This is a genomic window from Streptomyces sp. AP-93 (assembly GCF_022808175.1).
Classification (GTDB): Bacteria; Actinomycetota; Actinomycetes; order Streptomycetales; family Streptomycetaceae; genus Streptomyces.
In genome coordinates this window covers 1-13,881 of record NZ_JALGBX010000020.1, presented here as the reverse complement: position 1 = coordinate 13,881, position 13,881 = coordinate 1, and the positions used below count along the sequence as shown (strand labels likewise).

The 13,881-nt window shown below is 69.1% G+C and carries 9 protein-coding genes and 2 pseudogenes; 5 read left to right on the top strand and 6 right to left on the bottom strand.

The window, feature by feature from the left end; genetic code table 11:
* Positions 1-2 precede the first annotated feature (2 nt).
* Positions 3-968, top strand: coding sequence for an LLM class flavin-dependent oxidoreductase (locus tag MTF69_RS28765; protein ID WP_243339082.1), 966 nt, complete (start codon positions 3-5; stop codon positions 966-968).
* A 74-nt stretch (positions 969-1,042) separates the two neighbouring features.
* A complete protein-coding gene (locus MTF69_RS28760; protein ID WP_243339081.1) occupies positions 1,043-2,284 on the top strand; it encodes an erythromycin esterase family protein in 1,242 nt (413 codons plus the stop codon).
* Positions 2,285-2,291: 7 nt separating this feature from the next.
* Here MTF69_RS28760 and MTF69_RS28755 read toward each other — a convergent pair whose 3' ends face one another.
* Entirely contained in the window at positions 2,292-2,825 is a 534-nt protein-coding gene (locus MTF69_RS28755) for a hypothetical protein (RefSeq protein ID WP_243339080.1), read from the bottom strand.
* Between the two features lie 462 nt (positions 2,826-3,287).
* On the opposite strand from MTF69_RS28755, the pseudogene MTF69_RS28750 reads away from it, so the two are divergent.
* A pseudogene (locus MTF69_RS28750) lies at positions 3,288-3,473 on the top strand (CorA family divalent cation transporter); the annotation flags it as partial.
* A 250-nt stretch (positions 3,474-3,723) separates the two neighbouring features.
* Here the strand turns inward: MTF69_RS28750 and MTF69_RS28745 are convergent.
* From MTF69_RS28745 to MTF69_RS28730, 4 genes are read right to left on the bottom strand one after another with little or no spacing between them, the layout of a single operon-like run.
* A complete protein-coding gene (locus MTF69_RS28745; RefSeq protein ID WP_243339079.1) occupies positions 3,724-4,152 on the bottom strand; it encodes a hypothetical protein in 429 nt (142 codons plus the stop codon).
* Positions 4,149-8,894, bottom strand: coding sequence for a putative T7SS-secreted protein (locus MTF69_RS28740; RefSeq protein ID WP_243339078.1), 4,746 nt, complete (start codon positions 8,892-8,894; stop codon positions 4,149-4,151). The genes MTF69_RS28745 and MTF69_RS28740 overlap by 4 nt, the downstream gene beginning before the upstream one ends.
* Positions 8,895-9,539, bottom strand: coding sequence for a hypothetical protein (locus MTF69_RS28735; protein WP_243339077.1), 645 nt, complete (start codon positions 9,537-9,539; stop codon positions 8,895-8,897).
* Positions 9,536-10,042 (bottom strand): SseB family protein, encoded by a 507-nt coding sequence (locus tag MTF69_RS28730; protein WP_374324162.1) that lies wholly within the window; start codon positions 10,040-10,042, stop codon positions 9,536-9,538. Before MTF69_RS28730 ends, MTF69_RS28735 begins: the two co-directional genes overlap by 4 nt.
* A gap of 712 nt (positions 10,043-10,754) precedes the next feature.
* On the opposite strand from MTF69_RS28730, the pseudogene MTF69_RS28725 reads away from it, so the two are divergent.
* Positions 10,755-10,940, top strand: a pseudogene (locus MTF69_RS28725) (CorA family divalent cation transporter); the annotation flags it as partial.
* A 481-nt stretch (positions 10,941-11,421) separates the two neighbouring features.
* On the opposite strand, the gene MTF69_RS28720 reads toward MTF69_RS28725, so the two are convergent.
* Entirely contained in the window at positions 11,422-12,003 is a 582-nt protein-coding gene (locus MTF69_RS28720) for a hypothetical protein (protein WP_243339076.1), read from the bottom strand.
* 414 nt (positions 12,004-12,417) lie between these two features.
* Here MTF69_RS28720 and ccrA point away from each other — a divergent pair, with 414 nt between their 5' ends.
* Positions 12,418-13,761: a crotonyl-CoA carboxylase/reductase gene (gene ccrA, locus MTF69_RS28715; RefSeq protein ID WP_243339075.1), complete on the top strand. Its 1,344-nt coding sequence runs from the start codon at positions 12,418-12,420 to the stop codon at positions 13,759-13,761.
* Positions 13,762-13,881: the final 120 nt, after the last annotated feature.

The window sequence follows — 13,881 nt, the reverse complement described above, 5'->3', positions numbered from 1 at the left end:
TGATGCGCGTATCCGTCCTGTATCCCGCCATGCCGACGGACCCCCGGCACGTCGCCCCCTTCGCCGCGCTCGTCCGCGACGGAGGCGCGGCCCGCCTCTGGCAGGGCCAGTCCCTCTGCACCGACACCCAGCAGGTCTTCGCGTACCTGGCCGGCATGGGCTACCGCGTCCCGGTCGGGACCAGTGTCGCCCTCATGCCGCTGCGGCATCCGCTGGACGCGGCGATCCAGGCCCGGTCCCTGTCCGTCCTCACCGGACACCGCACGGTCATCGGCCTCGGTCCCGCAACCCCCGACGTCGTCGCCGGACTGCACGGAAGGCCGTACGACAGCCCACGCGATGCCTGTGTGGAATACCTGACCGAGGTGCGGCGCCTGATCGGGACCGAGGACGGAGCCGCCGGACCCGGCATCGGCGCCTCCATCGGTCTGCCGGGCCTGCGGCACCCGGGAGTGGAGACCGGGCTCGGTGTGCTCCGGCCGACGCTCGCGCGGGCCGCGGGCCGGGCGGCGGACGCGGCGATCAGCTGGATGACCCCGCCCGGCTACGTCCGCGACACCCTGCTGCCCGCCATGGCGAAGGGCGCGGCCGAGTCGGGCCGCCCGGTGCCCCGCATGGTCACCGTTGTGCACGCCGCCGTCGACCGCCCGGGACGCCACGCCTACCGGCTCGCCTTCGCAGCGGCCCACGTCCACCTCGCCGGGCCTCACTACTGCGACATGCTGCGCCGCGCCGGACTGCGCGTCCACCACAGCCGCCCGGGCCTCGGCGCCCGCGCCCTCGTCGACTCCGGAGTCTTCCTCTACGGCACGCCCGGGAACATTGCCGCACAGCTGGCCGAATTCGATCGGGCGGGGGTGGACGAAGTTGTCGTCAACGTCGCGGGAGTGTATTCCGAGCATGGCCGACCGGACGCCGTACGGGACCTCCAGGAGATCCTCGCGGCCTGCCGGGAAGCGACGAACTGACCCATGAACGGGTGAGAGAGGCCGGGGCACGACCGCGTGCCGCGCTCCCGCACGCGGTGAGGAGAGGCAAGACGGTGCCCGACGACATCGCCCGATGGCTGAACGAGCACGCCAACCCGTTGAGTAGCCTGACCCCCGGCGCGCCGGTGGAGGACCTGAAACCCCTGGGCGAGGCACTGCGGGGGACACGGATCGTCGGTCTGGGGGAATCCACCCACGGCACGGGCGAGTTCTTCCGGCTGAAGCACCGCATCGTGGAGTTCTTGGTCCGTGAGGAGGGGTTCACCACCCTCGCCATGGAGGCCAGCCAGTCCGCGTCCCGCGCACTCGACGCGTACGTCCGGTACGGCACGGGCTCCCCCGAACGGCTCGTCGCCAGGCTGGGCTTCTGGACCTGGCGCACCCGCGAGATGGTCGACCTCGTCGAGTGGCTGCGCGCCCACAATCGCGACCTGCCCGAAGAGCGCCGGGTCCGCTTCGTGGGAACCGACCCCCAGCTCTGCGCCGACTCAGTCGAGGCCGTCGCCGCCTTTCTGCTCCGGGCTGCGCCCGATCAGGCCGGGCGCGTCAGCGCCCTGGACGTACTGGCCCGGGCCCGTCCGAGCACGCTTCCGGACCCGGACAAGGCCCTGATGCGACGCGCAGAGGAGATCGCCCGTCTCATCGCGGACCACGCCGAGCGGCCGGGTCCCGGCGACGACGCCGGCGAGGCTCTGGAACACGCGCGGATCCTCGTCCGCGCCGCCGACCTGGTGACCCGGCCCTTCGCAGCCTCGGCCGGCGAGGACGGCGTGCTCGCCGCGCGTGACCGCTACATGGCCGAGGCCGTCGCACGGCTCGTGGACGACGACCCCGAGGCTCGCGTCATGGTCTGGGCACACAACGGGCACATCGCGAAGGGCACGTACGGGGACCAGGTGCCGGCCCTCGGCAGCAAGCTCCGCGAACGGTACGGCGACACCTACTACGCGCTGGCCCTCCTCTTCGGTAAGGGCTCCTTCCTGGCCCGCCGCGGCAACGACCTGCAGCGCCCGCCGGCCCGCCACCGCATCGGCACCGGCCTCCGCTCCCTGGAGGCCAGACTCACGCACGCCGTACCCGGCGACTACTACGCGGACTTCCGCGCCGCGGGTTCCCCCGCCGACGCCGCGCCCTGGCTGCGCGCCCCGCACGCGCAGCGCAGCTTCGGCGCCAACGTCCAACGGTTCCTCTACCGCTTGAACACCGCCCCGCTCGTCCCGGCCGAGGACTATGACGGCATCGCGTTCGTAGCACGCTCGACCTGCTCCCACCTGCTGCCCCCGTCGGAGGACTGAGGTTCTCTCACGGCCACAGGTCGAGCGCGGCGTTCAGAGTGAGCTGCCACATCGGTTCGGCACCGGTGCCGAATGCCGCAGCGAGCCCGTACCCCACGGACGCGTCGTACGGGTCCCTGGCACGCTCGGACTCGCCCGCCGCCTCCCAGTCGGCCGACACGCGCCCGTCGCCGCTCGATGTGAAGACGCCGAGCAGCCGCTCGTCCCGCAGCAGCCTGCTGGTGCCGAGGGAGTCCGGAACCAGCAGATAGCTGCACCCCCGCGCCCCTGAGACGACCTCGACCCGGTACGAGCGCCGTGTCAGGAATCCCTTGGACGGCCGCAGGGTCTCCTCTGCACCGTCGACGAGCAGAGTGAGATGCTCGGGGTCGCGCGTCCCGATCGGCACATGGCTCTCCGGCACTGTGTGCGGGGCCCGCCGGATCTCGACCGGCGGCAGATCGTCCCCGCTCACGCCCAGCGTCCCGGCCTCGTGGTCGAGTTCGATCCGGACCGCGCCGAAGAGCGGATCGTCGGCGGGCACGTACGCGTACGGATTCATCGGGACCCTTGCCTCCTGTTCATCCTGGTGATCGTCTTCCCTCAGTCTCGTCCGGACGCGGAGGGCCGGTTCCCTTTCCGGCCAGAGGCGGGCCGGTGGGCGGGGGTGGCGCCACGGCCTGGGCGTCGGGGAGCGCAACGGTTGTTCCCCTGTGAACGAGCAGCCGTACCCAGCCACGAGCTACCGCCAAGCGATTGACGGCCACCTATTCCTGCCTCGCGGCCGCTACGTCGCGTAGCCGGTCACGCCAGGCGGATCGCGGTCCCGACCAGCGGCGATCCGTCTTCAGAGTCAGCCGGGGCTGGGGAGAATCTGGGGAGAATGAAGCCTCGTTGGGGAGCGGCTGGGGAGGATCGGCCGTACAAACGGGCAGCACGGTGAAAGGGACGGAAAGGCTGATCGCCGCAGATCAGAGGGCCTCTCCGGGCGGTTTCCGCAGGTCAGCGGTGTGAGGGTGACGACTTCAAGAAGATCTCCTCGTGGGCGGCCATCTTGTTTGCACCCACGTTGGTGGGAACCATCTACGGCATGAACTTCGAGACGATGCCCGAACTCCAGTGGGCAGCTGGATACCCCTTCGCGATCCTGCTGATGGCGGTCGTCTGCGTGAGCCTGTACGTCATCTTCAAGAAGCGCGACTGGCTGTAGCCGGCTCGCCACGGTTAATCCACTTAGCTAGCGCGAACGTCGAGAGCGGCCCGCTGGGCCCGCTGGGGAGAATGCGCCAGGCAATCCGGCAGGGCGCTCCCCCCGCACCCTGGCGCTGACCCTCTGGCGGCGCCGACCGTCATCGGCGGCGTGCGCCTACACAAACCTCGCCCTCACCGGGTTGGACGAGCGGGCCGCACAGCGAACAACCGCATCCACATCGACCCAGAGATCATTTACGGGGCAGTCTCTAGGAAGCCGGCCCCGCGCCGCCGACCACGCGGAACCCCAGGGCGCTCAACGCAGCCTTGGAGACGGCGCGCAGGATCGGCAGGTCCTCAGCCGGCATCGAGAATCCGTGGCTGCCGGCGTGCTCGACGAATTCCGCCGGAAGGTCGAGGTTGTACCGCTCGACGTAAGCGGCGAGGTCCACTCGCCAGACGAAACGGCCGTCGGACAGCAGCGACGATCCGCCAGGCACGCGGAATGCGCCCCCGATGACGTCAATCGTCAACTCCATGATGTCGAAGATCGGATGTCCGGAGTCGAGGTACCGCTTCACCTCCGCCTTCGGATAGGGCGCCTGATCCCGCACCTTGTCCCCTATGGGTTCGCGGAACACGGCATCGTTCTCCGGGTCCATCTCCCGGTAGAAGCCGATCATTTCCATTCGGGTCATCTTCCTTCCAGCATGGGGAGGAATACCCTCCAGTAGCCGCCCCTGTCGATCTGTGGCGTTTGCCCCGGGCCCCCAAGTCTTTCGACGCCGACGCGGTCCGTCGGCGCGCGCACGGTGGTGCCGAGCTCGTTGGCGATGCGCTGGGCGACCCAGGAACCGTCCGCACCGGAATGGCACACCATGAGCCTGAGAGGTCCACCATTGTAGTGGGGATTGTTCGTCACGGCGTCCACGAGCTGGCCCGCGTTGACCGGGCCGTCGGGCATTTCCAACCATCCGTCCGGGCTGCCGTGCGCCACCACGTCGTGTTCACCGGCGTTCGCCACGTTGTGGAAGTTGCGTGTGCTCTGCCCGTCGGTGCCGATCAGCGTTCCCGTCGGGCCGTGGGTCACCGGATCGCCGGCGGGGATCCGGTTGTCCTCCATGTAGTCCATGCCGCCGTGGCACGGTGACAGTCCCAGGGGGTCGCTGCGCCGGTGTGGATTGCCGACGTACGCGACGGGGTTGGGCGCCGGGGTGATTCCGAGGGGGTCGGGGGAGGCGTAGCGCCCCGACTCCGGGTCGTAGTAGCGGAACCGGTTGTAGTGCAGCCCCGTCTCGGGGTCGAAGTACTGCCCGGGGAAACGGAACGGCGTGTAGGCAGTGCTCGACGCCGCCCATGCCGTGGACCCCCACACGGTGCTGCGGGTGTGCCAGGCCAGCTCGCCGGACTCGCCGACGAGCTCCCTGGGGGTGCCTATGAGATCGGTGACGATGGAGAAGAACCGCTCGTCGACCGCCTCCTGGGGGGCGTCCGCCGCGAACCTGCGCTCGGTCTGGGCGAGTGGGCGCACACCCTGGTGGTCCCAGGACAGGGTGATGCGGTCGGCCCCCGGGGCTCCCTGGACGGTCTGCTCGCAGAGCGTGTCGCCGTCCCAGGTGAACGTGATGTGTTCCAGGACGGTGTCGTCGTCGGCGAGGTGCTGCTTCGAGATGCGGCGGCCGAGCGCGTCGTAGCGGTAGCGCCAGCGGGTCCCGTCGGGGGTGGTGACGGCGGTCAGCCGGTTGTCGGCGTCCCACGTGTAGTGCCAGGTGTCCGGCTTGCGGGAGAGCCGCGTCCGCTGCCGCAGGGTGGTGCGGCCCAACGCGTCGTGCTCGTAGCGGACCCGGCCCGCGCGCGTGATGGTCGTGCCGGTGTAGGCGCGGCTGCCGGTGGCTTCCTGCCCCGGGTGGGCCGCAGGCCAGGAGGCCTCGGTCTGGTTGCCCGCTTCGTCGTAGGCGTACCGCTCGGTCCACTGGGCGGCATCGACGGCCGTGACACGGCCCGCAGGGTCGAGTTCGAACGTCTGGAGGCCGGACAGCCGGTCGTGGACGCCCGTGAGGTGGCCGTCGGCGCGGTAGCTGTAGTCGCGCCGCTGGATGCTCCGGCCGCCGGAGGTGACCTCCTGGCCGCTGAGCCGGCCGACGCTGTCGAACCGCGAGACGAGGAGGGTGCTGCCGCCGATGCGGCGGGCGGTCTCGCGCCCCGCCGCATCGTGCTCGAAGGCGAGGGTGCGGCCGGAGGTGGTGAGCGAAATCCGGCGGCCCGCCGCGTCGTAGGCCCGCGTGCTGACCGCCCCGGTCGGCGTGGTGCGGCTGACACGCCGGCCGAGCCCGTCATACGCGTACGACACGGTGCGGCCGTCGGCGGTCTCGGACATCAGACGGCCGTGCCGGTCCCGGACGAACATGATCGCGGCGTCGCTGTTGACGGCCTCCGCAAGCTGGTCGGAGAAATCGTATGCGAACGTGGTGACGGCTCCGGCGGCGTCCTTGGCGACGAGGCGGTCGAGATCGTCCCACTCGTAGCGCAGGGTCCGGCCCGAGGCATCGGTCCGGGCGGTGATCCGCCCGACGGCGTCCCGCTCGTAGGTGAGGGGCCGTTGGTCGAAGTCGGTCTCGGAGACGAGGCGGCCGGCGTCGTCGTACACGTAGTCCCAGGTCGCCCCCTGGGGACCGCGCACTTGGGTGAGGCGGAGGTCGTGGTCGTAGGCGAACTCGTAACGCACGCCATCGAACCCCGTGCGGGCGACCATGAGGTCGAAATGGGTGTACTCGAAGCGCGAGACCACACCCATGGCGTTCGTGTGGGTGAGGCAGTTGCCCTCGCCGTCGTACGTCCACGACTCCTCGCTGCCGTCCGCCGCGATCCGGAGGGCCTGCCGGCCCTCGGGCGTCCAGCGGACCCGGGTCGTGTGGCCCAGGGCATCCGTCAGGGTCGTCGGGCGGCCGAACGCGTCCCGCGTCGTCCGGGTCGTCGCCCCGAGCAGGTCGGTGACTTCGACGGGGAGGCCGGCCGCGTCGGTGCCGACCCGGGTCGTGTTCCCCAGGGCATCGGTGATGCCGGTCAGCCGCCCTGCCGCGTCGTACGTGTACCGGGTGGTGACCCCGGAGGGGTCGGTGACGCTCGTGCGGTTGCCGCGGGCGTCGTACGCCTGGCGGATGCTCGTCCGGTCCGGATTGACCACGCGGGTCGGGAGCCCGAGCGCGTTGTACTCGGCGGTCGCCTCGCGGCCGTCGGGGCGCACCGTCGCGGTGAGCCGGCCGATCGCGTCGTACGTGAAGCGGTGGGTACGGCCGAGGGCATCGGTCCGGCTCAGCAGGCGGTTGTACCGGTCGCGCTCGAAGCGCGTGACCGCGCCGAGGGGGTCGGTCTCCTTGACGATCTGGTGGGCGGCGTTGACGACGTACTGGCGGACGGCCCCGCCGCCCGTGGTCATGGTGGTGACGCGCAGGCCCGTCTCGGGGTCGGTGCCGCCGAAGTCCAGGCGCAGCGCGACGTGCCCCTCGACCCCGCCCTCGGAGACGCACCGGTCCATGGCGTCGTAGGCGTAGTCGTAGCGGCTGCCGTTGGTGTCGGTCCACGACGTGATGCGGGCCTGCCCGTCGTAGGTGAAGGACAGGGGCAGCCCGGAGGAGTTGGTGACCGACGTGAGGTTCCCGTCGCCGTAGCCGTACCGCAGGATCTCCTGGTCCGATCCGTCGTCGGCGCCGCCGGACAGGTGCAGGGCGGTGATCCTCCCTCCACCGGTGGTGAGTTTCAGGTGGTAGCCGCCGTGGTGCACGATCGATGCCGGTGCGCCGGCCCCGTCGTACTCGAAGGTGATCCAGTTCCCGTTGCGGTCGTCGAGCTGGGCGAGCAGCGCGAGTCCCCCGTCGGGGCGGGTGGCGAAGTGCCGGACCAGTCCGGTGTCCGAGTCGGTGACCGTGTAATCGCCGTGCACATCGCGGTCGAGGGGCCAGCGGGGGCCGTGGCTCGGCAGGACCGGGACACCCGGAGCGGGGTGCGGGTAGGAAAGCAGCATGCCGTCCTCGCACACGAACACGATCCCCACGGAGTCGATTTCGAGGCGCTGGTCTGCGGTGGAGGCCCAGGAGGGGCCGAACCAGCGCCCGGCCCGGTAGTCCGATGCCGCACGACGGCGGAAGACGAGCGGGAGCATGCCGGGCAGGACGATGTCCGTCTGCGGCAGGAACATCGCCCCCGTCGCCAGGTCGATGGGGTCGGTGGCCCCGCTCTCGACGGCGTTCGGGGGGCGGGAGGTCTTCGCGGGGTCCGCGTCGACCGTCTGCCGGGCCCCCGACTTCGCAAGGTCGTCCATGCCGCCGCGCATCCCGGCGCGGATGCCGCCGCGTATGACTCCGGCTCCCTTGGTACCGATGAGTTCGGGGATGAGCCGGCCGAGGAATTCGCTCGGGTCTCCCTTGGCCGCTTCCCACGCGCTCTTCAGTGCCCGGTCGGGGTGCGCCGCCGTGGACGCCAGGCCGGCCAGAGTCAGGTTGATGTTCTTGTAGTACTCGGCGGGGTGGGTGATGTTGTACAGGTCGAGCGGGTTGACCGCGCGGACGAAGTTGGTGATGCCCACCACGCCTTTGACGACACCGCCCCCCAAGTGCATCGCCTCCACTCCCTGGCCCATGCCCCAGTCGGCCAGGTTGAGCTTGGCCCGGTCCGTGGCCGACGGCATCGCCGGTGCGTTCGCGAGTGCGGCGGCGACCGCCTTGTTCGCCGTGTCGGCCGCCTCGTTGCGCTGGCGGCGCGCGTCGTCCAGGACCTCGTGTGCCCGACCCCGGTCGGCCCCGCCCGGGTCGGCGAACGGGCCCGGCTTGGGCAGCGGCTTGTCACCGGTGCGCGCCTCGTTGTAGGCGTCGACCTTCTGGTTGTACGCATCGACCGCGGTCTTGGAGGTCTCCTGGCCCTTCTTGTAGAGGGCGATGGCCTCCTGTGCCTTGCCCTGTGCCCACGTCACCGTCGTGGCGTACGTCTCCAGGGCCTTGGCCGCGTCCTCGAAGGCGTCCGCCGCGTGCAGCCAGTCCGTGGGGAGCGTCTGGAACTTCTCCCGGAAGGCGTTGGCCGCCGCGCCCTTCCACTGACTGGGGTCGAGGCCCCTCATCCCCTGGCCCACCGAGTCGAAGGCGCCCTGGAAGTCCCGCAGGTTCTTGACGCTGGCGGTGATGGCGCCGACGTTGCCGTGGATCAGCTCGTTGGCCTCCTCGGTCTGCCCGAGCTGCTGTTCCCCGACCTTCGCTCCCAGCGAGGACCCCGTACGGTCGCCCCAGTCCTCGACGGCGTCCGCCCAGTCTTCGGCGCCGACGTACTCAAGACCGTCCCCGACGGCATCCGTGGCCTTGTCGATGCCCTCGCCGACGATCTTCTCGCCGGCGTCCCATCCGTCTTCGAGCTTGCCGAGGCCCTTGTCGACGAGCCCCCCGAAATCCACCACTTACCCGCTCCCCCACACCGGCTGCTTCGCGCGGTCCACCGCTTCCTGCGTCGGCTCCAGCGTCTCGCGCAGTTCCTGGTCCATCAGCCCGCGCTGCTTCGCATCGAGCAGGCCCGAATTCTCCATCGAGTCCAGCAGCCCGTCCTCGACGTCGTAGGCGGTGTCCTGCCAGTTCTGCTTGACCTCCTTGTGGGCCTCGGAGAACGACTCGCCGCTCCAGTCCGCCCCGTCCCACTGGTGCTGGTCCCGGATCTCGTCCCAGTCCTTGGCCTTGACCTCGTCCTCCGTCAGATGCGGGTTGCCGTTCATTCCGTTCACCGCGATCTTGAAGGTGTCCTTGATGTACTGCTCCTGCTCGCTGATCGCCCCCGCCGACAGCCCGACGGCCTTCGCGAAGCCGTTGCCGCGCATCATCAGGCCGCGTACGCCCCACTCCCAGCGCTCGCAGAACGCCTGGAACCCCGCCGCCAGCCCCTCGTGGCCCAACTGCATCCCCGTCAGCGACAGATCCGAGAATCCGCGCCCGGTGGACGCCTCGCCGATCATGCCGAGGTCCTTCAGCTCGCCATGCGCCTTGTTGATGCCGCTCGCTATCAACTGCATGGCGGCAGGGGGTGCTTCGAGATCAGGCTCCGAACCGCTCATCGCGCACCTCCGAGATCCACCACTGCCGACTCCGGTACCAGGCCCTCAACGGGCGGGAAGAGCATGCCGTCGTCACCGCCGGCGTCCAGGGCCACTCCGGCGGGAACCCGCAGCATCGGCACCATCACGTCGAGCAGTCGGGCACCGAGGACCGTGCGGTACTCCCATTCCCGCTCCGCGTCACCCTGCGCACGCGCAAACCTGGCCAGCGCCTCCTCGTCCGAGAACGCGCAGATCCACCGGACCCCGCCCTGCTCCGCCGTCCACAGGCCGCCGTACGGATCGATCGGCACCAGCACCGCCGTACGCCGGAACTCGCCCAGCAGCACCGCGAACTCCCGGCGGCCTGCGGCTTCCCGGTCCTCGACGGACTCCGTGGCCTTCGCTTCCGCCATGGCGGGCAGCTCAACCGCGTCAGCCAGATCGGCCAGCCGCATGGGCCGCCTACGCTGCGGGGCCACTCCCCCCTGGCTTTCCCCGTTCGTCGTCACGACAGCGATCATCACATGTTCCTTTTTTCGACTGCAATCCCAGGTCGCGCCCATCGCGGCAACGCACCTGCCGAAGCGGCCGAATTCAGCCTGCTCACCGCGGGCCTCCTTCCCGACATCGACCTCGCCGGCGGCGTTCGGCCCGGCTGGCGCCTGCCCGATGGGCCTGTGAACTGATCAAGGGCCGTGGCCTTCTACCGACGTGGGCATGGACACGTTGACCCTGTTGTCGCCGACGCCCTCCTTCCTCCAGCTGATCGACGCCGAAGCACGTGGGTTCGCCGAGGACGAGCTGGTACTCGTCCTGACCGAATTCGACAGCTCGTAGTGGGACGTCAGGGCGGTCGACGAGCGGTTACTCAGCGAACGTCGCCACCACTACCCGGGTGCCAAGACCTCTGAACGGGGCATTTCACTCCGCGCGGAGCCATAGGCGGATCGCGACCACGGTGACCGCCCCTTCCACAGCTGCTCCGACTCGCTTCCACTACGTCGCATAGCTCGTCCCGGCACTTGGATCGGGCCCTGGCCTGCGGGCGATCCGCCTTTCCGGGCAACGGCGGCTGGGGAGAATCGGGGGAGAATTAAGCCCTCTTGGGGAGTGGCTGGGGAGGATCGGCCATACAAACGGGCAGCAGGGTGAAAGGACCGGAAAGGCGGATCGTTGCAGGTCAGATGACCTACACAACCGATTTTCGCAGGTCAGCACCGCAAGGGTGACGACTTCAAGAAGATTTCCTCATGGGCTGCCATTTTGCTTGCTCCCACACTCGTCGGAACCATCTACGGCATGAACTTTGAGTCCATGCCTGAGTTGGGCTGGACCTTCGGATACCCCCTTGCGATCTGCCTCATGGGCATGGTTTGCGTCAGTTTGTACGTGATTTTCAAGCGACGGGACTGGCTCTAAGCCCCTCGCATCACACTCAGTCATCCTTCGCACTTCGCTTTCGCATCACTCACAGATCGACCCAGAAGCGGCCGTGGGGGGTCTCTGGGGGGAATAGATGCGGGTGATCTCCTCACCTTGCCCTCGACAGGCCCCCGACCAGGCCTTTTGGGGCTCGGGAAAGCTCTGGGGGGAATCCGGGGAGAATCGAATGGCGTCGGCACCTTGCGTCCGCCGCAACGAGCCGGTCCGGCTCCCCGTTTGGCGCTCCCCGCAGAGCCCGCAGACCCCGCGGCGCATCACAGATGGTGACATCCATCTCGAAGTCGGACGCGCCCCACGCTGCGGAGCCACTGGCAGGCCCTGTTCCTGCCCGGCGCGGCGAGGGGCGCCTGGGAGTCTCGCTTCCCCGAGCTCGCCAGCACGGCGACGGCCACGTAGAAGAAGATCTGCACCATCGGCCCATCCGCATCGGTATGGAAGCACTCGCCGAGGACTTCGGCTACCGGCTCGCGGGCGGATACGCCGTCCAGGCCCATCGGCTCGTCACCGCGTCAGTGACGACGTCGACCCGTTCACCCCGATCGGACGCGCCGAGGGCGGGCTGCCACAGGCGATCGCACGCCTCGCCGAGGCGTACCTTGCGGCCGGGCACCTGGTCCAGGTCACCCAGCAGGCCCAGGTGTATGCCCGCCCGCACGTCACGGATCCCGATACCGGCGCGCAGTCCAAGGTGGATCTGGTGGGCGGCCTGCCGCACCACCCGCCGGTCGAGTCGGACCTCGGCCCGGGCCTCCACCTCGACGACCTTGCCGCGGCCAAGACCGGTGCTCTTTTCGGACGCTCCGAAGTCCGGGATGTCATCGACGTCAACGCGCTGCCGAAGGCTGGCTACACCCACACTCGGCTGCTCGAACTCGCCGCACAGAACGAGGCCGAACCCAGTCTTGACGAGTACGCGTCTACCTTCGCCCGCGTCCAACACCACACCGACAGACAGTTCGCCGCATGCGGACTCGATGCCCCTGCCGCGGCCGCAATCCATCAGGAGTTCACCCCCTGGCAGCGCGAACTCACCGGCCAAGTCCGTGCCGAGGCCGCGAGAAGGCGCGAGTCAGGCCGCGGCGGACAACGGCCGGCAGCCCTCGGTCGCGCGGCGCATGCACCCACCTCACGTTCCCAACCGGCCGATGCCCCATCTACGGGATGCCCTGCGGCGCCGGACCCAGGACTGGTGAAGTGATCCTGTCAGTCCCCGTGTCCAGATCGGCCCCGCCGTGCTGATCGGTGCCGCAGGCCCGGACGCCCACATCCCGATCCCGCACCCCCCATGGGATCCGCAGGCAGCACGCCTCCCGTCAATTGGGGTCTGGGGTACCCCCTGCCTGGGGTGGGTTCTAGGGGTATTTAAGGGTATGGCCCGGTGTTCGAAGTGAATAGCCTGCCGAAGTGGCGGCCGCGGGTTCAGAACAGCCGCCATCCTGAAGGAGAGGTTGGCATGCATGCTTTGACCGAGGCCCTTCTGCGAGGAGCCGGCCCCGAGGAAATCGAGGAGACGGAGCTCCCGGAGAAGTATGTGGCAGCGCATCTCCGGGCGGAGGACCTCGGGATGTTCGAAGGGGTTTCCGACAAGGACGTGCGGAAGTCACTTCACGTCGGCGAGGTCCCGATGCCGGAACTCGCTCCCGACGAGGTTGTGGTGGCCGTGATGGCCAGTTCGATCAACTACAACACGGTGTGGTCCGCGACATTCGAGCCGGTTTCGACGTTCGGCTTCCTCAAGCGATTCGGGCGCGAAGGCGGATACGCCACGCGGCACGATGTGCCCTATCACGTGGTCGGTTCGGATGCTTCCGGTGTTGTCGTGCGCGTGGGTTCCGGCGTGCGACGGTGGAGGGCGGGCGACCACGTGGTGGTCAGCTGCGTTCAGGTGGACGATCAGGAGCCGGCGACTCACGCGGACGGGATGCTGGGGTCGGGGCAGCGGATCTGGGGTTACGAGACGAACTTCGGCGGGTTGGGCCACTACACGGTGGTGCGCGCCAGCCAACTGCTGTCGAAGCCCTCGCATCTGACGTGGGAGGAGTCGGCAAGCGTCATGCTGACGGCCGCCACCTCGTACCGGATGCTGGTCAGCGACAAGGGTGCCCGCATCAAACAGGGTGACGTCGTTCTGATCTGGGGGGCGACCGGCGGGCTGGGTGCGTACGCCGTGCAGATGGTCAAGAACGCGGGCGGTATCGCCGTCGGCGTCGTCAGCTCTCAGCGCAAGGCGGAGATCCTGCGTCGGCTGGGCTGTGACGTGGTGATCGACCGCAACGAGATCGGCCTCGGCGGTGACGACGCGCTGACGCCGGAGCGGACCATCGAGCTGGGCAAGCGGCTCGGCCGGGCGATCAGATCGGCGGTGGGCGAGGATCCGCATGTGGTCTTCGATTTCATCGGGCAGGCCACCTTCGGAATTTCCGTCTTTGTTGTGCGGCGTGGTGGCGTGGTGGTGACCTGCGGGTCCAGCACCGGATATCAGCACCAGTTCGACAACCGTTACCTGTGGATGAATCTGAAGCGCATCATCGGCAGCCACGCCGCGAATCTGCAGGAGCAGTGGGAATGCAATCGGCTGTTCCAGCTGGGGCAGCTCTCACCCGTTCTGTCGGAGGTATATCCGCTGTCGGAAGTTGCGGAGGCCGCGCGGCTGGTGCAGCAGAACAAGCACGTCGGCAAGGTCGGCGTGCTGTGCCTCGCACCGGAGGAGGGCCTTGGAGTCACCGATCCGGAGAAGCGTGCCGCGCTCGGCGTCGAGCGGCTGAATCCGCTGCGTTCCGCGGAAAAGGCGGTATGAGGTGACGGCGGACACACGTATCGGAATTATTTCCACCGGTTCCTATTGATCAGAAACTCATGGGGTTCTCGTCCAGGACGTAGCGGACGTGTGGGCCGCCGAAGTAGCCGCGGACGATGT